Raw genomic sequence first — 21,668 nt, 5'->3', positions numbered from 1 at the left:
GCTATTGAATGCATAATGCTCAGTTCATAATTGTGAACTGACATTATGCATTATTTTAAGTTGTGAATTGTATAATAGATAAGTTTTTGTAATTGTAATTTAAAAATATTTTAGCAAGTAAGCATATTTGTATAAGGATTAAGCTTTAATGTAATGACTATATTATAGTTGTAATTTTATGTTGTAAGTATTAGCACCTTATTTTTATCTTCATCTAATATATCTTCAATTATTATGGAGTTACTATTAATTCTTTCTCCGCTTTTCATGTGAGTTAAGAAAGTTTCAACTCCATCTAGTGGAAAAGTTAAGCGAGGAGTTTTATAATGCATAGGTATAGTTATCTTACTTTGAATTGAGTTTGCGATATTAGCAGCTTCACTGCCGCTTATGGTATAGTTTCCACCTACAGGAATGAGGAGTATATCTACATCACCAATCATATCTAAGTCTTGAGCTGTTAATAAATGACCTAAATCTCCTAGATGGCAAATTTTATATCCATCCATTTCAATTATGAAAATTATATTTTCTCCACGTTTTGCTCCTTTAACTTCATCATGGAAAGATGGTATTCCTCTAATAGGGATATCACATTCATTAAAAAAGCCTACTTTATCTATGATTTTAGCTTCATTACCAATTATCTTAATGTAATTGTGATCAAAGTGATCATGACTTATGGTAATTACATCAACTCTACCTTTAAAAACAGTGTATCCTACAGTTTCGTCGAAAGGGTCTGTAAGAAGTTTTCTACCATCACTATCCTCAAGTAAAAAAGAAGCATGGCCAAGCCAAGTTAATTTCATTTTCATCTCTCCTTATAAATTATTTATTTTACATTTCCTTGTTAAATTTATCTTAATTATAGTATAGGATATAAATAATTGGAATTATTATAAATATTTAGGTAAAAGATTTTTAAGTTTATAAATAAAAAGTTTTGCTATATTAATCTAAAAATTTAACTAAAGTTGTAATTTAAGATTAATTTTGTTGAAAATTAAACTATATTTCATTTAATTATTAGCATTATTTTAAATAATATACTTTAAAAAATTCTTTCTAATATATCCTAATAAATGTAATATGTAAAAATACTAGATAGAGTTTAATTTTTTATCTTAAATATCTTGAATATTTAAGATAAAAAAAGGATAGAAATAAATTGACAATAAAAATTTACTGTACTATAATTGATATAAAATTAATTTAGAAAATTTTAAAAGGCTAAGATTAGGAAAAGTACTTTAACAAGTAACTTACAGAGAGTGAGGATTTGGTGAAACCTCATAGTGATGGTTAAGGGAAAATCACCTAGGAGCTGAAGACTGAATTTTAGTAAGTTTGTCCGTATTTCTGCGTTAAAGGATAGAACATGTTAGTGTTTGAGTTTATGATATTACCATAGGTGGTATAGCGAAGTTCACTTCGTCCTATTTAGGACGGAGTTTTTTATTTTTTAAAATATATTTCATTATAGGAAGTATATATTGTGTTAATGATAATAATGAGGATTAATCTTATTATCGTTAGTATAGATTACAATAAAATATAGATTAAATATTAGGAAGGAGATTTATTATGTATAAGAAAATTGATTCTTCAAAGAGTTTTATGGATATTGAATTAGATGTATTAAAACTTTGGGAAGAAAAAAACGTAATTCAAAAGAATTTTGATTCAAATGAAGATGGTGAATATTTTACATTTTATGATGGTCCTCCAACAGCAAATGGTAAGCCTCATATAGGACACGTTATAACAAGAGTAATGAAAGACATAATTCCAAGATATAAGGTAATGAAGGGCTACAAGGTTTTAAGAAAAGCAGGATGGGATACCCATGGTCTTCCTGTAGAACTTGAAATAGAAAAGAAGCTTGGAATCTCAGGTAAACCAGAAATAGAAAAGTATGGTGTGGAAGAGTTCGTTAAACAATGTAAGGAAAGTGTATTTACATATGTTGAAATGTGGAGACAAATGTCTGAAAGATTAGCTTATTGGGTAGATATGGATGATCCATATGTAACTTTCCACAATGATTACATTGAATCAGTTTGGTGGGCATTAAAACAAATGTGGGATAAAGACTTAATTTATAAAGGTCATAAGATAATGCCATATTGTCCAAGATGTGGAACTACACTTTCATCTCATGAGGTTGCACAAGGATATAAGGATGTTAAGGATAGCTCCGTATATGTTAAATTCAAACTAAAAGATGAGAATAAATATGTATTAGTTTGGACAACAACTCCTTGGACATTACCAAGTAACGTAGCATTAGCAGTAAATAAAAAATATGATTATGTAGAAGTACTGCACAATGAAGAAAATATAATACTTTCAAGAACACTTTTAAATAAACTTGAGGGAGAATATGAAATCGTTGCGGAATTCAAAGGAGAAGCTCTACTTGGAAAAGAATATGAGCAAATGTTTAAATTTGAAACTCCAGAAGAAAAAGCATTCTATATAGTTCATGCAGATTATGTAACATTAACAGATGGTACAGGTATAGTTCATACAGCACCTGCATATGGGGATGAGGATAACCAAACAGGTAAGCGTTACAATCTTCCAATGATAAACTTGGTTGATGCAGAAGGAAAATTTGTTGAAAAGGTAACTCCTTGGGCTGGTATCTTTGTTAAAAAAGCAGATGAGAAGATTGTTGCTTACTTAAAAGAGAACAATATTCTTTATAAAGGAGAAAAATTCCTACACTCATATCCACATTGTTGGAGATGTGATACACCACTTCTTTACTATCCAAGAGAGAGTTGGTTTGTAAGAATGTCTTCTGTTAGAGATCAATTATTAGAGAATAATAATAAAATTAATTGGATGCCAGATAACGTAAAAACAGGAAGAATGGGAAAATTCTTAGAGAATGTTATTGACTGGGGTATTTCAAGAAATAGATACTGGGGAACTCCACTTCCAATTTGGGAATGTGAATGTGGTCACAGAGAAATGATAGGAAGTGTTAGCGAACTTCATGAAAAGGGAATAAATGTACCAGAAGGAATAGAGCTTCATAAGCCATATATAGATAACGTACATTTAAATTGTCCAAAATGTGCTAAAGAAATGACGAGAGTAGAAGAAGTTATTGACTGTTGGTTTGATTCAGGTTCAATGCCATTTGCTCAATATCATTATCCATTTGAAAATAAACAAATATTTGAGTCTAATTTCCCAGCACAATTTATATCAGAGGCAGTTGACCAAACAAGAGGATGGTTCTATACATTACTTGCTATATCAACAACTGTTTTTGAGAGAAATCCATTTGAAAATTGCATAGTACTTGGACACGTTTTAGATAAAGATGGATTAAAAATGTCTAAACATAAAGGAAATGTATTAAGTCCATTTACTGTACTAGAAAATCAAGGAGCAGATGCATTAAGATGGTATTTCTATACAGCTAGTGCACCATGGCTACCTTCAAGATTTTATGAAGATGCAGTTATAGAAGCTCAAAGGAAATTTATAGGAACATTATGGAATGTTTATTCTTTCTATGTTCTATATGCAGAATTAGATAAATTTGATCCAACTAAGTATGAAGACTTTGTATCAGAAAACATAATGGATAAGTGGATGATGTCTAAACTTAATACTTTAGTTAAGAACATAGATGAACATTTAGAAAACTATAGAATCACTCAAGGTGCTAAAGAACTTGAAGATTTTGTAGATCAGCTTTCTAACTGGTATGTAAGAAGAAATAGAGCAAGATATTGGGTTGAAGATCTAACAGAGGATAAAATAGGAGCATATATGACTTTATATAGAGTATTAACAACTTTAGCTAAAGTAGCTTCTCCATTTATACCATTTGTTACAGAAGAGTTATATCAAAATTTAGTAGTTAATTTTGATGAAAATGCTGAAGAAAGTGTTCATTTATGCAAATGGCCTGAGTACAGAGAAGATTTAGTAGATAACTCATTAGAGATGGAAATGGATAAAGCATATAAAATAGTTAAGCTTGGAAGAAGTGCAAGAAATGGTGCTAATATTAAAAATAGACAGCCGTTATCTAAAATGCTTGTTTCAATAGGAACACTTCCAGAATATTATGGAGATATAGTTAAGGATGAACTTAATATAAAAGAAGTAGAACTTGGTGCTGACATTTCAAAATATGTTAACTTTGAAATAAAACCAAATTTACCTATACTCGGAAAAGCTTATGGTAAATTAATACCTGGTATAAGAAAAGCTATCGGTTCAATGAATCAAATGGAGCTTGCACAAGCTATAAACAATGGTAAAATTGTTAGCATTAATGTAGATGGAACAGAGATAGAGTTAACATCTGAAAATCTACTTGTGACAATGCAAGGTTTAGAGGGATATGCTTTTGCAGGTGAAGGAGATATAGGAGTTGTACTTGATACTAATATTACAGATGAACTTAGAGAAGAAGGTCATGTAAGAGAAATATTAAGTAAAATTCAAAATATGAGAAAAGAAAGTGGCTTTGAGGTTGCAGATAAGATTAACATATATGTATCTGGAAATGAAATGCTTGAAAATATTATTAGAAAATTTGAAGAGCAAATTGCTAAAGATACATTAGCTGTTGAGATAGTGTATAATGCAGACTCTAATTATCAAGAAGTTAAGATAAATGGAGAAAGCTTAAACCTTGCTGTAGAAAAGTTAGCTTAAGAAATTAAAATAAGTTATTTTATTTGGCACGATTTAAACCTTATTAATCAAATTCAAATTTGATTAATAAGGTTTTTTACATAGTAATATAAATTATAAAATAATGAAAAATTGATAATTATAGTTGAATTTAATTTACTTAATTTAAATAACAACTGTAGAACTAGTTTCAATATAGAAAATTACTGTGTAACTTCAAAAAAGAAATCAATTTAAAGCTTCTCCTATAAAGGAGAAGTATCTATAATTCTCCATTGCCCATTGTCAATTCTTCATTGTATAAGGTATGCTAGTAGTAAATTCTATATATTACAAAAGTGTAAGTACTATGAACATAAATGTAAGCTAAAAAAATTGTTAAAAGATTAAGAGTAATATAAAATTTATGGATAGACGATGAATTTAAATTTTTAGGAGATGACTAAGATATGCAGGACCCAATAAAGTTTATAGCAATACTACTTATAGCAAACATACCATTATTTATATTTATATATTTTAGTTTCTTTTCAAAGAAGAATAGAAGGAAAAAAGGAAAGCATAAAAGCAAGACTCAAGGACATTTGTTATTCTTAATATTCATATACATAATTATATTAGCTATAGAATTTATATTAGTGGATAAGCTATTACAGGTAATAAAATAAACAAATTTTTAAAATAGTATATAGGACATATCCAATTAATTTTTAAGAAGAGTGACTAATCACTTTTCTTTTTTTATATTGAAAAAAGAATATTGTGGCCACTCATATGTAAAATTAAGGGGTCAAAAAAGGAATTTATGTCAATTATAAGAAATATAGAAGACTTTTATTAAAGTTTGATTAAAATTTAATAAATGATGAAACTTTTTATCTTTAAAAAGCGTCTATATTATAGGGAAGAAAAATTACAAGTTTAAATTTATATTTATTTAAATGTAATTCATTTGTAACCAAATAAATTGCCCAATATATTATAGTTAAGTTAAAGATTGGGTGTAAGGAGAGGATAATATGTCAGAACTATTAATTATTTCTACAATAGTAATTTCAGTTTTAGCCTATACATTTTCAACAGTCTATTTTAAAGAAAAAGAAATTGAAAGATTAAGCTAATAGTTAACATAGAATACATTTTATTAGGAAAAACTATTGTAAATTATGTTTCTATAACTTACTATAAATAATAAAGCTTAATTTATAATAGGAGTGATTAACGTGGCGGCTTCAATAAAAGATGTAGCTAAAGAAGCGGGAGTTTCAATAGCAACTGTTTCTAGAGTTTTAAACGGAATAAATGTTGTAAACGAAGATACGAAAAGAAAAGTATTAGATGCAATAGACAAACTAGGATATAGACCAAATATTTTAGCAAGAAGTTTAAAGACACATAGGTCAAGTACAATAGGAATAATAATTCCTGATATTGCAAATTCTCTTTTCCCAGAAGTGGTTAGAGGTGCAGAGGATGTTGCAAATATTTATAACTATAACATAATGCTCTGCAATACAGATCTGGACTTAGAAAGGGAAAAAGAAAGCTTTAGAATGCTAAAAGAGAAGATGGTAGATGGGGTTGTTTATATAGGTAATGCTCTTGTAGATGAAGTTGAAGAGCTTATTAATGAACTTGAACTACCAATTGTATCTGTAGGTACAGGTGATAAGAAGGGTAAATACCCAAGTGTAACTATAGATAATTATAAAGCTGCATATGATGCAACTAATTATTTAATTGATAAGGGAAATAAAAAAGTTGCTTTTATAGGATTCTTCCCATCAATGTATGGTGGAAATTACGAGAAACTTTTCAAAGGTTATAAAAGTGCAGTAGAAGAAAAACTTGAATTTGATGAGTCTCTAGTTTATTTCTCTTCCTTAAATGCTCAAGAAGGATATAAAGGTATAAACACTATACTTGAGAATAATGAAGTAGATGCTGTATTTTGTGGAAGCGATGAAGTAGCAGTAGGTGTTATTAATGCGTTGAGAGAAAGAAATATATCTGTACCTGATGACGTAGATGTTATGGGATTTAGTGATACGGATTTAGCCTCTATGTATTATCCAACCTTAACAACTATATCTCAGCCACTTTATGATATGGGATCAATAAGTATGAGATTACTTATAAAAATAATAAATAAGGAAGAAATAGATAAAAAATATTTCGTTCTACCTTATGAAATAATAGAGAGAAATTCTTGTAAATAGAAGGACTTTCCTTTAAAAAGTATTTTCTACAAAAAATTATTTTAAAAATTTTTAAATGTTTTAAGAAAATAAATGAAAGTCTTGCAGTAGACAATATAAGTTAACAGGATTTGCGCAAGCAAATCCTGTTTTTGTTTGAATTTAGTGTAAGCTTAAATAATTTAATAACACAATTTTAAGAATTTATAGAATTTACAAACAAAACCTCAAAGTAGCATATTTATAGATATACCAGTTCTAAAATTATTTATTCTTGAAGTGATACAATCACTTCTTATAAAGAACTAGCAATACATTGCTAGTAAAAATTAGTTTAAGAAATTAATTTCTAAAGAATTAATTTCCACCATAATTGTGAATTTTGCATTGTGAATTGTGAATTGAAACATTCAAGGGTGTAGCTATATTCAGCTATACACTAATTTTTAAAGTAGTTTATCTATATAGATGTTAGTTGTAGCAATCCAGTAAAGCTCTAGTTATCCAGTTATAAGAAACATTTGATTTATCATAATTAAAAACCTATAAAAATTTTATGATTAATCCAATTAAGTATATTTTTAAATAATTTGTTTATATAAATATGGTCAGTAAAAAATTATATAAGGGGAATGGTAATATGAAGTATTTGGTAAGTGCAGCTGGAGGAAATACTACAGTAATTCAACTTATTGAAAATTCACAAACTAGAGAATGGTATAGCAGTAATGGCAATGAATTAATAAAAAAGTATGATAATTTTGAAGTTGAACAGTCTGGTTTTCTTATTCCAAAGGATTTACATTTTGAAATGGCTGGAAGTGAGTTTTGTGGAAATGCTTCTCGAGCTGCAGCAGTAGTTTTTTCAATATTAAGAAAAGAATCAATAGTTAATTTTACTGTTTCTGGATTTAATGGTAGTGTTCATTCAACTGTAAATAAATATTCCGATAATGAATATAATGTTGAAAGTATATTTAATGGAATGAATATACTTTCAAAAGAAGTTAAACTTTCTAATGGTACACAAGCATTTTTAGTTGATCTTGGTGGAATCGTTCATATTGTTATTGAGGGGAAATTACCTAGTAACTATAAAGATATTCATAAGGAAGTTACTAGTGAATTAGACCTTTTAAGCAGAAGTGCTGTAGGTGTAGTTTGGTATACAAAGAGAGAAAATAAACAAGTGAAAATTCATCCTATTATTTGGGTAAATGAAGTCAATACCTTTTATTATGAAACTTCATGTGGATCTGCTTCCATTGCAGTTGCTGTTGTTACTGGTATAAATGAAATTGAGCAAGTAACAGGAGAATTCATATTAACTAAAATCTCAAAAGAATTTGTATCATTAAAAAGCAAAATAAAAGTACTTTATATTGAGTAAAAATTGGCATCATTAAAGTTATTACATTTTGACTTAGGCTTTTAATAAATAGAAAAATGGATAAGAAAATTTTCTTATCCATTTTTCTATTTCGTAGAATTTAATTTTTTATTGGTATAATATAGAACTTTTTTTATATTATAATCTTTCTAAATTTAAAGCTTCAAACTCTGCAATTTTTTCATTTTCAATTACTGATTTTCTAGTAGCTTGGTTATTTTGCTTTGTAAAAGTTAATTTTGTTGCTAGTGGTGGAAGAATTGTTCCAGCACCGCCTATACATCCACCTTCACACATCATACCTTCTATGAAATTTCCTGGTAATCGCCCAACTTTAGCCAATGACATAGCCTTTTTTATTTCCATAGGGCCACTAACTTTTACAGGTTTAAATTCCACATTTACATTTTGACTTTTAATATAATTCTCTATAGCAGCAGTTAATCCACCAGCAGCGGCAAAACCTCTACCATAAATTGAAGCACCATCTACATTAGAATCCTCACATTTTTCAGGATCCATATCGAATGCATCTAATAGTGCAGATAATTCTTCAAAGGTTAGAGCATAATCTATAATATCTTTTATAGGTTCTCTTCTTATTTCAGACTTTTTAGCAGTACATGGTCCTATAAATACAATTTTAGCCTCACTATCTAAAGATCTTATATATCTACCAGTGGCTATCATAGGCGAAACTGTTGTAGATATATGAGCTGTCTCAGTAGGAAATTTTTTTTCAATATAACTAAAGAAGCCTGGACAACAGGAGTTGGTCATATATTTATCACCATTCTCCATTTTATGAATAAATTCTTTACTTTCATGGGCAGTTACTACATCTGCTCCACAAGCAGCCTCATACATTTCTATAAATCCTATATTCTGAAGTGCAGTCTTTATTTGGCCCATTGATACTTTGGCGCCAAATTGCCCTGCAATTGCTGGAGCAACAATAGCATACATTTTTTCACCATGAGATATTCTTCTTGCTACAGGTTCAATTAGACTTTTATCAGAGATAGCACCAAAAGGACATGCAGTCATGCAGGCACCACATTGGATACAATCTTCATTTTTAATCATAGCTTGCCTATCTGTTGCTACAGAAAGTGCACCTGTAGGACAAACTATTTTGCATGGTCTTAAGACCTCAGAAATAGCTTCATAAGGGCATTGTTTTTTGCAAAGGCCACATTCTTTGCAAAGCTCTTGATTTATATAAGCTTTTCCACCTACTCGAACCATCGCTTTAGTAGGACAGACTTCCATGCATTTATGTGCAATACATCCTCTACAGGCTTCAGTTACAGTAAACTTGTTAATAGGGCATTTATCACAAGCAGCCTCTATAACATATATAATTTGATCATCATTTTTTATGTCTACAAGATCATCAAGGCTTTCACCAGAAGGTAAATAACCTGCAGCGAGTTTAGCTCTTTGTCCTACAATAGCTCTTTCTTTATAGATACAGCATCTATACTGAGGTTTATCTTTGTCTACTATACATTCGTGAATTTTTCCTAATTCTTCAAGCGTTAATTTGTCCTTTTTTGCTAAAATAGCGATACTTTTTAAAACATCATGTTTAACTTTTTTTAAATGTGTTTCAAAAATAAACATATACCTAATCCCCTTTAAATAATTTTATACCCATATAGTTTTAGTAATGAGGATTTCACCCTCAAGATTTCTAGATATATTATAACATAAAATCGTTAAAAAAATAACAAAATTTGAATGAAAAAAATCTAGAGTTGACGGAAAATTTTCATTTTTCTGAACTGTTCAGTTAAAGCATAAAACAAGTAATAAAATTTGAAGGATAATGCAATACAAGGCAAGAATAGAGGGAATTTATGACGAATTATTGTTATAAGTTTTTTTATAATTAAAAAAGTAGTACAATATTATAGATGTACTAGTTGTAAAACTAACGTATATATCAAAATAATTATTATTTTTAATTTTAAATTATAGATATTCAATTCACAATTTACAATTGTGGATATTTAATACATTAGCTGATCTATTACTTATCTACATTGTTATAGTCAAATGAATAGGGGTTATGCCGAATTACACTGCATCTTTATACAATGGAGAGTAGAAAATTTACAATTGACGATTTAGAAAACCTCTCAGTAAAAGCTGAGAAATTTAGAACTAATTTGTTTTGAAGTGACACAGTTACTTTTTAAAAATCCAATTAAAGAGATTAATTTGTAGAATTAATTTTAATTACAATTGTCAATTGTCAATTGTCCATCTTCAATTTTCCATTGACTAAGTTGTGCATTAATTTTTAAGATAGTACTGTATATTGTAAAATCTTTTACAATATTATTGACATAAATTATAATGTAATTAAAGTTAGAAATTTTGAAAAAATAAATTCTAACTTATTTTATGACATACTAAGTTAGAGGAGCCATTGATAATACAACTATCAATGGAAGTTATGAGCTTGCTATAAAAATATTTGTAGTATATTTGAATGATTGTTTTAAAGGATTTATTATAAAAAATTAAAGTAGTTTACATAGAGTGAATAGTAAAATTGGAGGGTTTAGATTTGAGCAGTAATAAGAAAGTAGAGCAGATATTTACTTATTTGCATAGTATTAAAAATATCAATGATAAGCGAATAAGAAATATAAATGAATATGAGGAAGTATTCTTTGAATCTCATATATTAGATATAGATGGTTGTAATGTTATTAACAGTGAAAATAGAGATGAATGGTTAGAGATAAATAAAAGTGCTAAGGATATATACAATAAATTTTCTAAAATATATTTAAAATTACAGAAAAATAGTGAAAATTTAGAAGTTATATATGCTCATGGATTATTAATTGGACAAGTTGAAGATGTTAAAATAATGCACCCTATTTTTACTACAAAAATGGATTTAAGTTTTAACGATAAAAATAGTGTATTCTCATTAAAACCTTATAATAACTTAACTAATATAGAGCTCGATATTTTAAGTGGTTTTGAGGCTTTTCCGTTACAAAAAATAATTGAAGCTACTTCACAAATAAATTCTCTAGGTATAGATGCTAGAAATAAAGATGAAGTAACTGAGGCAATTGATAAAATTATAGATATTTTAGATATACAAAATAATAGTAATGATTATAAAAAACTAGATTCTTTATTAGATATGGAAAAAACTGGAGATATAATTTTTTATGATGAACCTATTATAATCTTTAGAAAAGTTGATACAAGACTGTGGAATATGGAATTAAACTCTATGCTTGAGGAGATAAGAAAGGGTTATAAGATTCCTAAGACTATAGAAGCGTTAGTTAATAATGAAAAACTTGAAATAGATGAAGTTACAGTAGAAAAATGGAAAGAGATAGGTGAAGATTTATTATTTCCACTGCCATATAATGAAGATCAAAAAGAAATAACAAAGAGATTATCAGAAAATTTTGGAGTGGTAGTACAAGGGCCTCCGGGTACAGGCAAGAGTCATACTATAGTAAATTTAATTTGTCATCTTTTAGCTCATGGTAAGAGAGTATTAGTTACAAGTCAAACAGATAGAGCACTTAAAGTATTAAATAACAAGATACCAGAAGAAATTCGATCTCTTTGTATGAGTATATTAGGTGATGATGCAAAGGCCATGGAAGATTTAGATGATGCAGTACGCAAAATTACTGAAAATTTATCTTTAGACACTACTGAACTTAAAAAACAATTTAAACTTCTAAAATTTAAATTAAAACAGTGTAAGGATAATCAGGATAGAATTTATGAAAGTTTAAGAAAGATAGAGTATAGTGAGAATCATAATGTTACCTATAATAATGAAAATTATACTTTAATGGATATGGCAAAGTACATAAGAGAAAATAGCAAAGAACTAAGCTATATAGACGATAGTCTTTCTATAAAGGACAAATCTCCTTTAACCAATGAAGAATTTGAAGAATTTTTAGAGCTATTGGAAATATATTCTTTAATAGAGGTAGAGAACTATGAAAATACTAAAGAATATATGGACAAACTTCCTGAATTAATAGAGTTGGTAGAAAAAATAGATAAATATAGAGAGCTTTTAAGTGATATCTATATCCATAGAAAAGTTGTAAGTCAGTGGAGTGATAAGGAAGTTACCAGTTATTCTAATAATCATTTATTAAATTTATTAGATGAAGCCTATAAAAATATAGAAGAAATTGAAAATACCTATGTTTATACTATAATGAAAAATTATTATTGTAGTAAAGTTAAAGGAGATATATGGACAGAATTTATAGAGCACTGTGGAGATACTTTAAAAGAAGTTTCAAGATTAAAAAGTGAGCTTAATAAGCATAAAGTTCAACTTCCTGAAAATGTTGATATGAATAATTTCAAAAAGGACTTTGAAATAGTGGAAAAGGTTCTTAGAGAAAAAGGTAAGATAGGTGCTATCTTTAAATTACTTCATGGAAATGTTAAATATATATTAGACAGTGTGAAGATTGATTATGAACCTATATCTACACTGGAACATGCTGAAGTTATAAATAATTATATAAAATTATATAAATTAGAGCGTGATCTTAAAAATTATTATAATAATACTATGAAAGAGTATGGAGGAAGAATAATAACCCCTGCTGATGTGAATTTCAATAGTATTATAGAAGATGCTATTGAAAAGATAACTATGGTGATTGAATGGGAAAACAATTATAAAGATAAAATTTTAGGGTTACTTAAAGCTAAACATTTTAATAGAGAAATAAATCTCTATGAAAAAGAGAGCTATAGCTATATTAAAGATTCTCTTCTTAGCTTAAAGGCAATTAAAGAATTTGAGGATTTAGCAGAGTACTTAGATGATAATATTAAAGCATTAAGAAAATATAATTGTTTTGAGGAGCTTGCAGATAAAATAGAAGAAAATAACAGTAGTTTTGTATTAAAATATTATGAGCGTATAAGTTATTTAAATAAAAGCTCTCAAGATATAGAAAAGTTAATGAAGTTTAGAGATATGCTTATGGATAGTTGCCCTAAATTTACAAAATACATTTTAGTTCATCAAAGAGAAACCTTAAAATCAAACTTTAAAAACTTTGAAGGGGCTTTTAAACATAAAGTATGGAACGATTATATAACTACAGAGCTTGATGTTGATATTAAAAGTTTAGAAAGAGCGCTTTATGAAGAAAAGGCAATTGAAGATAAGCTAGTTAAAGAAATAGTTTGTAAGCAAAGTTGGTATAATCAAATATTGAGAACTACTGAATTACAGAAGAGAAGTTTGTTTACTTGGATGGAAGCTATAAAAAGAATAGGTAAGGGTACTGGTACCCAAGCGGTTAAATACAGAAAAATTGCTCAAAGAGAAATGGAAAATTGTAAAGATGTTATTCCTGTATGGATAATGCCTATAAACAGAGTTATTGAGAACTTAAAGATAAATGAAAATTTATTTGATGTTATAATAGTAGATGAAAGTAGTCAAAGTGACATTACTGCATTAACTGCATTGATGAGAGCAGAAAGAGCAGTAATAGTTGGTGATGAAAAACAAATAAGTCCAGAAGCAATAGGCAAGGATAACTCAATGGTAGAAAAATTAATTGAAACTCATCTTAAAGGAATTCCACATGCAGAGTGGTTTGATTTAAAAACAAGTTTATATAATACAGCATTAAGAATTTTCCCTAACAGGCTAATTTTAAAGGAGCATTTTAGAAGTGTTGATGAGATTATAGGATTCAGTAATAAACTATGTTATTCTAATGAAATTGTACCTCTAAGATGTGGCAAAAACGATAATCCATTAGAACAGCCTATAGTTACTGTTAAAGTAGAAGAAGCTTTTAGAGATGAAAGTAAGGCCATAAATATAAAAGAAGCCTATGCTATAGTGGATAAGATTATTGAATGCTGTAATGATTCTAAATATGAAAATATGACCATGGGAGTAGTATCTCTCTTAGGAGATGCACAAGCAGAGTTCATTGAAAATCTTATAATTGAGAAACTAGGCATTGAAGAAATGGTTAAGAGGAGAATAGTTTGTGGAGATGCTTATTCATTCCAAGGGGATGAAAGAGACGTAATGTTCTTATCTTTTGTTATAGCGGATAATGTAAAATATGGAGTGCTTTCTAAGGATTCAGATATAAGAAGATTTAATGTTGCAGCAAGTAGGGCGAGAAATCAAATGTGGTTATTCCACTCTATAGATCTTGAGGATTTAAATCCTAAGGGAGTAAGACATAACTTATTAGAATATGCTATGGAGTATGAAGAATGTACTACTAAAAGAGAAGAAACTGGACACTATATTCTTACAACCTTCGAAGAAGATGTGTTAAAGGAGCTTAAGGATCTCAATATAGAGGTAATTTCTAAAGTTAAAGTAGGTAAATACGAAATAGATTTTGTAATAAAGGCTAAACATAAAATTGCTATTGAATGTTTAGGTTCGAGAAGAGAAGAAAAATATTCATGGAAAGAATCTTTCGAACGCCAACATACTCTAGAAAGGGTAGGTTGGAGATTTTATAAGATTAGAAGTAGCGAATTTTACTTAAATCCTAAAGAAACTATAAAAAGATTATATGATTCTGTAAATTAATACAAAAGTGCTAATAATTGGTATAAATTATTAGCACTTTTTATATATTTAAACTTTTTATGAAATATGTATTATGAATTGATTATTATTAGGGGGGCAATAATATTATATATCTATAGTATATATATATTTAGTTCTTAAAAAGTGTTTTATAATTAAGATGAGTATTGGAATTTAAAAGGATATAACTGGAAAAAGACTTAAAAGGTTAAGAATATATAGGCACTATGGCTGGTATTGGAAATTAATTTTAAAAAGCTTGTATCATTAAAAGCAATAATTAATATTGCGAAAGGATAACTAAAAGGATTAGAATAAATCATATATAGATATGATACATAAAATTTTAATGTAAATATAATGAAGAAAAATGAGTAAGAATATACTTGCTTTTCTTTAATTTAGAAATAAAGGAGCTTCAAGATATGAATAATAGGGAAGACATACTATGGTTAATGTTTAAGAATAGTGATGGAGAAAAGATTAAAGTTGGAGAACTTGTAAAGAAAAAATCTAAATTTTACTTTAAATATGATGTTGAAGGCGTAAAAAAAGCAATGGATTATGGATTTACACCACTTCCAAACCTACCTAGAATAAATTCAGAGTATTTTAGAGAAGAAATGTTTAGAACTTTTGCTGATAGGGTAGAAGCAAGGTTATTAAATGATGAAGAAATCTTTGACTTAATAAAAACTACAGGTGCAAAGCTTGATGAGGATGAATTAGAGTTTTTTAATCCTGAAATAAAAGAAGAAGTTGAAGAAACTGAAGAGAAAGTAGAATAGTTTAAAATAATATTTTGTGGAAAATATGCAATATTTTGACGGTTTTTCATATACTGATATAAGAAACATGTACTACAATGTGTACATGTTTCTTTTCTCTATGGAAATTGATGCCTTTATTTTTAAACAAGGCATGTTTAAAAGGTAATTAACCAGTATACTAAAATATTCATTATACTTTTGAATAGTTATTTTGGAGATCTATATAGTAAATAAAGTTTAGTAACGGTTTTTTAATATAGCTTTTATTAATTAAAATTAGGAGGAAATATGCTATATAAAGAAAAGTATAATTTATGGTTGAATTCTAATTCAGTAGATGAAAAAACAAAATTTGAGCTTAAAGCCATTGATGAAAATGAAATAAAAGATAGATTTTACAAGGATTTAGATTTTGGCACTGGAGGATTAAGGGGAATTATAGGGGCAGGTACTAATAGATTAAATATTTATACTATAGGCAAGGTAACAGAAGGTTTAAGCAATTATCTAACAAAAAAATATAAAGAAAATATTTCTATAGCTATAGCATATGATTCAAGGCATATGTCTTATGAATTCTCAGAGTTTGCAGCCAGAGTTTTTTGTGGAAATAATATAAAGGTATATATATTTGATACTTTAACTTCAACACCTATTCTTTCTTATGCTGTTAGGGAATTAAATTGTAAAGCTGGTATAGTTATAACTGCTTCTCACAATCTTAAAGAATACAACGGTTATAAAGTTTATAATGAAAGTGGAGTTCAGATAACTGATAAAGCAGCAGAAGAAATTCTATACCATATTAGTTTAATTAAAGATTTCGATGATATAAAAAAGATTTCAAAGAATGAGGCTTTAAACAAAGGGTTATTAAATTATATTGGAGAAGATATATATTCTTCTTATTTACAAAAGGTTAAAAATGTAACTATAAGAAAGCAATTAATAAAAGAAAATAGTAGAGAATTAAATATTATTTATACTCCGCTACATGGTGCAGGAAATGTTCCTATTAGAAGGTTATTTAAGGAACTAGGTTATAAAAATACTTTTGTAGTTAAAGATCAGGAAAAACCTGATGGAAATTTTCCAACGGCACCTTATCCTAATCCAGAGAATCCCAAGGTTTTTAATATAGCCTTAGAATTGGCTAAAGATATTAACCCTGATGTTATATTAGGGACAGACCCTGATTGTGATAGGATAGGTGTTATGGCTAAATACCATACAGGAGAATATAAACTATTAACAGGAAATGAATTAGGAACACTTTTAAGTCATTATATTTTAACCTCATTAAGAGAAATAAATGAGATTCCTTCTAATGGGGTAATAATTAAAACCATTGTAACTACGGACATGGTTAAACCTATAGGTGAAGAATTTGAAGTAGAAATTTTAGAAGTTCTTACAGGCTTTAAATATATAGGCGAGCTTATCGAGGAATTAAAGATTAAAAAATTTATTTTTGGCTTTGAAGAAAGTTATGGATATTTATGTGGAGATTTTGTAAGAGACAAAGATGGAATAATTGGGGCAATGCTTGTATGTGAGATGGCACTTTATTATAAAACTAAAGGTATATCATTATATGAAGCCTTAACAAAGCTTTATGAAGAGTATGGATATTATAAAGAAGAATTAATATCTTTAGAGTTTAATGGAATTGAAGGAGTAAATAAAATTAATAATATAATGAATTCTTTTAGGAAAGATATAACTCGCATAAGTAAATACAATGTAAAAGAAATTGAAGACTATAAATTAGGATTTGCTAAGACTTTAGAGAATAATAATATAAAGAATATAAGTTTACCTAAATCAAATGTTATCAAGTTTATATTGGAGGATGGCTCTTGGATTGTTATAAGACCTTCTGGTACAGAACCTAAGATAAAAATTTATATATCAGCTAGAGGAAATTCTCTTAAATCTTGTGAAGAAAAATTAGGTAACTTAAAACAATATGTAATGAATAAGTTAGAGTGAATAAGAGATATAAGCTAATAGTTGAAAATAAATTTTGTACTTTAGAAATTAAAAATGTGTTTTAACATTTATAAATATTTTTTCATTCTACCTAATATATAAAAAACGTGAGTTTTTAAACTCACGTTTTTTATATATTAGGTAGGATTTATGAAATGAAATTTTTATTCTTAATACTTTGAATAGTATTCATAATCATTATGTATATAGTTTGTATCTTTACTATCAATAGATAGATCTTCATGAAATTCATTTAAATATACATTGGTATTAAAATCACAATTGCAATGATTTTCCACAGGTAAATAATGATAAGTCCAATCTTTTATCGTATCTTTTTTTTCATAAGATAATTCAATATCATAGGAGATACTATGAAAATTATTATGGTTTTCAGATTCTAATGGATAAACTAGAGGAATGGATTTTTTCTTCATGAGAAAACCTCCTTAATACTCTTTATAACTATATATTGTTCAAAATATAAAGAATTTATGTATAAGGATTAAAATTTTGTAGAAAAGGGTTTAAAGCACAAAAGTAGAATATAGGTATAAAAGTTATAGAATAATCTTGTTTAAACTAAGCCTTATAGTTTAGTTTATTTTTTTAAATTATAAAATTAAAGTCTCCATTATTTTTTATAATGGATTTTACTAGATAGGATTTAAGGGGTTTAATTATGAGTAATAATAATTTATTTAAAAAATTTTTATCATTTTCTATTGGAAGCTGGATAGCTATTATAATAGGATTTTTTCAATCAATGATTATCACAAGACTTATAAAAACTCACGATTTAGGTGTTTTTAAAATGTTTGAAATGTATACAAGCGTTGCTATGGCTTGTATTATTTGTGGTACTGATAGTGCTTTTATTAGATTTTTTTATGATGATGGTGAAAATCATAGAAAGAATTTACTTTTTAAATGTTTAAAAACGCCTTTTATAGTTAATCTTATTTCTATATTATTTTTAATTATATTTGGAAATGCTATTAGCTCATATTTATTTGAAGGTAATAAAAGAATAATTATACTATTAGGGCTACATACTACTTTCTTAATACTTAATAGGTTTTCCACAACCATAATTAGAATGAAGCAAAAAGGAAAAACTTTTTCAGCGTTAGTAGTAGCACAGAAAATCTCAAATTTAATTTTTATAATAGTTTATAGTATTAGATATGGTAGTAATTTTATGACCTTAGCATATGCAGCTTTTTTCTCAAATTTAGTAATGACACTTATTGCTATATTGGTAGAATTAGAAATATGGAATCCTTTCACTTTAAAAAATCACCAAAATGGTAAAGCTCAAAAAGAAATTTTAAATTATGGCGTTCCATTAGCTTTTACAACATTAATATCAATTTTATTTCAAACGGCAGATATAGGAACTATAGAGTATTTTTGTAAAAAATCAGAAGTTGGAATTTATGGTTCAGCATTATTTGTTATAACAATAATTGATATAGTTAAAAGTTCTTTTTCTACATTTTGGACACCTGTGGCTTTTGAAAAATATAAAAATGAACCTGAAAATGTAAAATTTTTTGAGAACATGAATCAAATTATAACCATAGTCATGTTTTTAGGAGGAATACTCTTAATACTTTTTAGAGATTTAATAATACTTATTCTTGGTAGAATATAGAGTAGCAAGATTTATTATTCCATTTTTAACACTTATGCCAATAATGTACGCCATATCTGAAACAACTGTTATAGGAATTAATTTTCTTAAAAATCCTAAAGCTCATATTCATATTTCAGTAGTATGTCTTGTATTAAACTTAATAGGGAATATCATATTAGTTCCTATGTATGGAGGAAAGGGAGCAGCTATTTCTACAGGGCTTTCTAACATTATATTTTTTATAATGAGAACTTCTATTTCACTAAAGCATTTTAAAGTAAATTATCACTTAAAGAAATTTTCAATTATAACATTGGCATTTACATCTTATGTACTATATGCAACTTTTAATAAGGTTAATATGATTTATATATTTATAGGAATTGGAGAGCTTTTATTATTATATATACTTTATAAAGATTATATAAATAGGGGAATATCAATATTTATTAAAAAGTATATTAAGAAATAGTTTATATATACTACAGCAAAATTAAAAACATCTTAATTTATTATATGAAAAATTAAGATGCTTTAACTAATTGAGAATTAATTTCGACCTTAAATGTCAATTGTCCTCGTCAATTCTCCATTGACAAAGTTGTTAATTAAAATATTTAAAGGCATAGCTATACTTAGATATACAACAACTTTTTAACCATTATGACTATATGTTAAGGGAACTAAAATATTGACATAATAATATAGAAGTATAAAATAAAGTTATATGTCTTTTAAGACAACTATAAAGAGAACGTTAAATGAAGGAGAACTATTATGAAGAAGGATAGTTTGATAAGTAAGTTTTTATCTTTTTCCATTGGAAGTTGGATTAGCATTCTTATAGCAGTTGTAACAACTCCTATAACTACTAGACTTTTATCACCAGAGGAATTTGGTAAATTTTCAATGTTTGAGTTATACACAAATATAACAATGGCTTTTATAATTTGTGGAATAGACCAAGCCTTTGTTAGATTTTTTTATGAAGAGAAAGAGGAGGACAGAAAGAACTTACTCTTTAGTTGTTTAAAAATTCCTTTTATACTAAATATAGCTTCTATATTGATATTAGTTTTATTTGGCAAACAAATATCTAACTATTTATTTGGAGAATATAGTATAAGAATAATTATATTATTAATAGTACATACAACATTTCTAATACTTAATAGATTTGCAACTATGCTAATTAGAATGCAGCAAAAGGGAAAAGCATATTCTGCACTTTTAATAGCACAGAAAGTTTCAAATTTAATATTTATACTTCTATCAGCAGGATTTTTTAACAGAGATTTTAGAACACTAGCTTATGCAGCCTTTTTCTCTAATCTTGTAGTTACATTGGTGGGGGTAGTGGTAGAACTTAATTATTGGAACATATTTACTTTAAATAAAAAAGATTATAAGAGAAGTCAAAAAGAAATATTAGAATATGGAATACCATTGCTATTTACTTTTGTAATCACTTGGCTTTTCCAATCAGCAGATAAAATAGCGATTAAACATTTTAATGACTTGAATGAAGTTGGAATATATGGATCAGCTTTTAAAATTATTTCTATATTAAATATAATTCAAAGTTCTTTTACAACATTTTGGGTTCCAGTAGCATTTGAACGTTATGAAAAAGATCCTAATGATACAAAGTTTTTTGAGAAAATGAACTTATTAATAACAGTGGTAATGATGCTTGGAGGCATACTTCTAATATTATTTAGAGATTTAATAATATTATTACTTGGTAAAGAATATAGAAGTGCTATTTTCTTAATTCCATTCTTAAGTTTTATGCCAATAATGTACACAATATCTGAAACTACTGTTATGGGAATTAATTTCCTTAAAAATCCTAGATCACATATATATATTGCAGCAGTATCATGCATAGCTAATATAATAGGTAATATTATATTAGTACCTATATATGGTGCAAAAGGTGCAGCTATTTCAACAGGAATTTCTTATATAATATTCTTTGCTATGAGAACTTTTATATCTTTAAAGCATTTTAGAGTTAACTATCATATAAAGGAATTCTCTATAATGACCGTAGCATTAACACTCTACGTATTATACTCAACTTTTATGGAAGTTAACTTAGTTTATATACTTATAGGAATAGGTGAAATCATTCTGTTAATGGTTGTATATAAGGATTATTTAGGAGAAGGACTAAAAAAACTCAAATTAAAATTGAAAAAAAATTAAAAGTACTTGAAAAAAATTTAAAATAGATATAGAATAGTATGTAAGAAAAAAATAATAAAAAAATAATAACACTTATTAAGAGTGGTGGAGGGACTGGCCCTATGAAACCCGGCAACCAGTACATTATGTACATTGGTGCTAAATCCTGCAACGTTATGTTGAGAGATGAGGATACTTTGGTATATCAAGC

The 21,668-nt window shown here is 27.4% G+C and carries 12 protein-coding genes, 1 riboswitch and 1 other annotated feature; of the genes, 9 read left to right on the top strand and 3 right to left on the bottom strand.

Translation table 11 applies throughout. The features are described from left to right. Positions 1-176 precede the first annotated feature (176 nt). The gene (locus ACWPW7_RS01665; protein ID WP_454052131.1) at positions 177-812 is read right to left on the bottom strand and encodes an MBL fold metallo-hydrolase; all 636 of its coding nucleotides are present in this window, start codon (positions 810-812) and stop codon (positions 177-179) included. Positions 813-1,226: 414 nt separating this feature from the next. Further along, positions 1,227-1,445: a binding site (T-box leader), on the top strand. Between the two features lie 142 nt (positions 1,446-1,587). Between ACWPW7_RS01665 and ileS the strand changes: the two genes are divergently transcribed. The 3 genes from ileS (at position 1,588) to ACWPW7_RS01650 (ending at position 8,259) form a co-directional block, all read left to right on the top strand. Further along, entirely contained in the window at positions 1,588-4,692 is a 3,105-nt protein-coding gene (gene ileS / locus ACWPW7_RS01660) for an isoleucine--tRNA ligase (protein WP_454052130.1), read from the top strand. Positions 4,693-5,894: 1,202 nt separating this feature from the next. Next, positions 5,895-6,890 carry a LacI family DNA-binding transcriptional regulator gene (locus tag ACWPW7_RS01655; protein ID WP_454052129.1) on the top strand — a complete coding sequence of 332 codons (996 nt, stop codon included), beginning with the start codon at positions 5,895-5,897 and terminating at the stop codon, positions 6,888-6,890. Between the two features lie 619 nt (positions 6,891-7,509). Further along, positions 7,510-8,259, top strand: a complete 750-nt coding sequence (locus tag ACWPW7_RS01650) for a hypothetical protein (protein WP_454052128.1) — start codon at positions 7,510-7,512, stop codon at positions 8,257-8,259. A gap of 138 nt (positions 8,260-8,397) precedes the next feature. Here the strand turns inward: ACWPW7_RS01650 and ACWPW7_RS01645 are convergent, their stop codons facing one another. Further along, on the bottom strand, positions 8,398-9,885 hold the full coding sequence (locus tag ACWPW7_RS01645) for a 4Fe-4S dicluster domain-containing protein (RefSeq protein ID WP_454052127.1): 1,488 nt from the start codon (positions 9,883-9,885) through the stop codon (positions 8,398-8,400). Positions 9,886-10,837: 952 nt separating this feature from the next. On the opposite strand from ACWPW7_RS01645, the gene ACWPW7_RS01640 reads away from it, so the two are divergent. From ACWPW7_RS01640 to ACWPW7_RS01630, 3 genes are all read left to right on the top strand, one after another. Further along, positions 10,838-14,866: an AAA domain-containing protein gene (locus ACWPW7_RS01640; RefSeq protein ID WP_454052126.1), complete on the top strand. Its 4,029-nt coding sequence runs from the start codon at positions 10,838-10,840 to the stop codon at positions 14,864-14,866. Positions 14,867-15,291: 425 nt separating this feature from the next. Beyond that, positions 15,292-15,654 (top strand): hypothetical protein, encoded by a 363-nt coding sequence (locus tag ACWPW7_RS01635; protein WP_291563230.1) that lies wholly within the window; start codon positions 15,292-15,294, stop codon positions 15,652-15,654. Positions 15,655-15,924: 270 nt separating this feature from the next. Next, entirely contained in the window at positions 15,925-17,628 is a 1,704-nt protein-coding gene (locus ACWPW7_RS01630) for a phospho-sugar mutase (protein WP_454052125.1), read from the top strand. 170 nt (positions 17,629-17,798) lie between these two features. On the opposite strand, the gene ACWPW7_RS01625 is transcribed toward ACWPW7_RS01630, so the two are convergent. Next, positions 17,799-18,065, bottom strand: a complete 267-nt coding sequence (locus tag ACWPW7_RS01625; protein ID WP_454052124.1) for a hypothetical protein — start codon at positions 18,063-18,065, stop codon at positions 17,799-17,801. Between the two features lie 245 nt (positions 18,066-18,310). Between ACWPW7_RS01625 and ACWPW7_RS01620 the strand changes: the two genes are divergently transcribed. The 3 genes from ACWPW7_RS01620 (at position 18,311) to ACWPW7_RS01610 (ending at position 21,478) form a co-directional block, all read left to right on the top strand. Further along, positions 18,311-19,285 carry an oligosaccharide flippase family protein gene (locus tag ACWPW7_RS01620; RefSeq protein ID WP_454052123.1) on the top strand — a complete coding sequence of 325 codons (975 nt, stop codon included), beginning with the start codon at positions 18,311-18,313 and terminating at the stop codon, positions 19,283-19,285. A 34-nt stretch (positions 19,286-19,319) separates the two neighbouring features. Then, positions 19,320-19,739: a hypothetical protein gene (locus tag ACWPW7_RS01615; RefSeq protein WP_454052122.1), complete on the top strand. Its 420-nt coding sequence runs from the start codon at positions 19,320-19,322 to the stop codon at positions 19,737-19,739. A 305-nt stretch (positions 19,740-20,044) separates the two neighbouring features. Beyond that, positions 20,045-21,478 (top strand): lipopolysaccharide biosynthesis protein, encoded by a 1,434-nt coding sequence (locus ACWPW7_RS01610; protein WP_454052121.1) that lies wholly within the window; start codon positions 20,045-20,047, stop codon positions 21,476-21,478. Between the two features lie 69 nt (positions 21,479-21,547). Next, a riboswitch (SAM riboswitch) is annotated at positions 21,548-21,650 on the top strand. The last annotated feature ends 18 nt before the right edge of the window (positions 21,651-21,668 follow it).

The sequence above is a fragment of the Clostridium sp. Marseille-Q7071 genome, from assembly GCF_965112025.1.
Note: the sequence above shows the minus strand (reverse complement) of the source record. Positions and strands in the feature narration are given on the sequence as shown.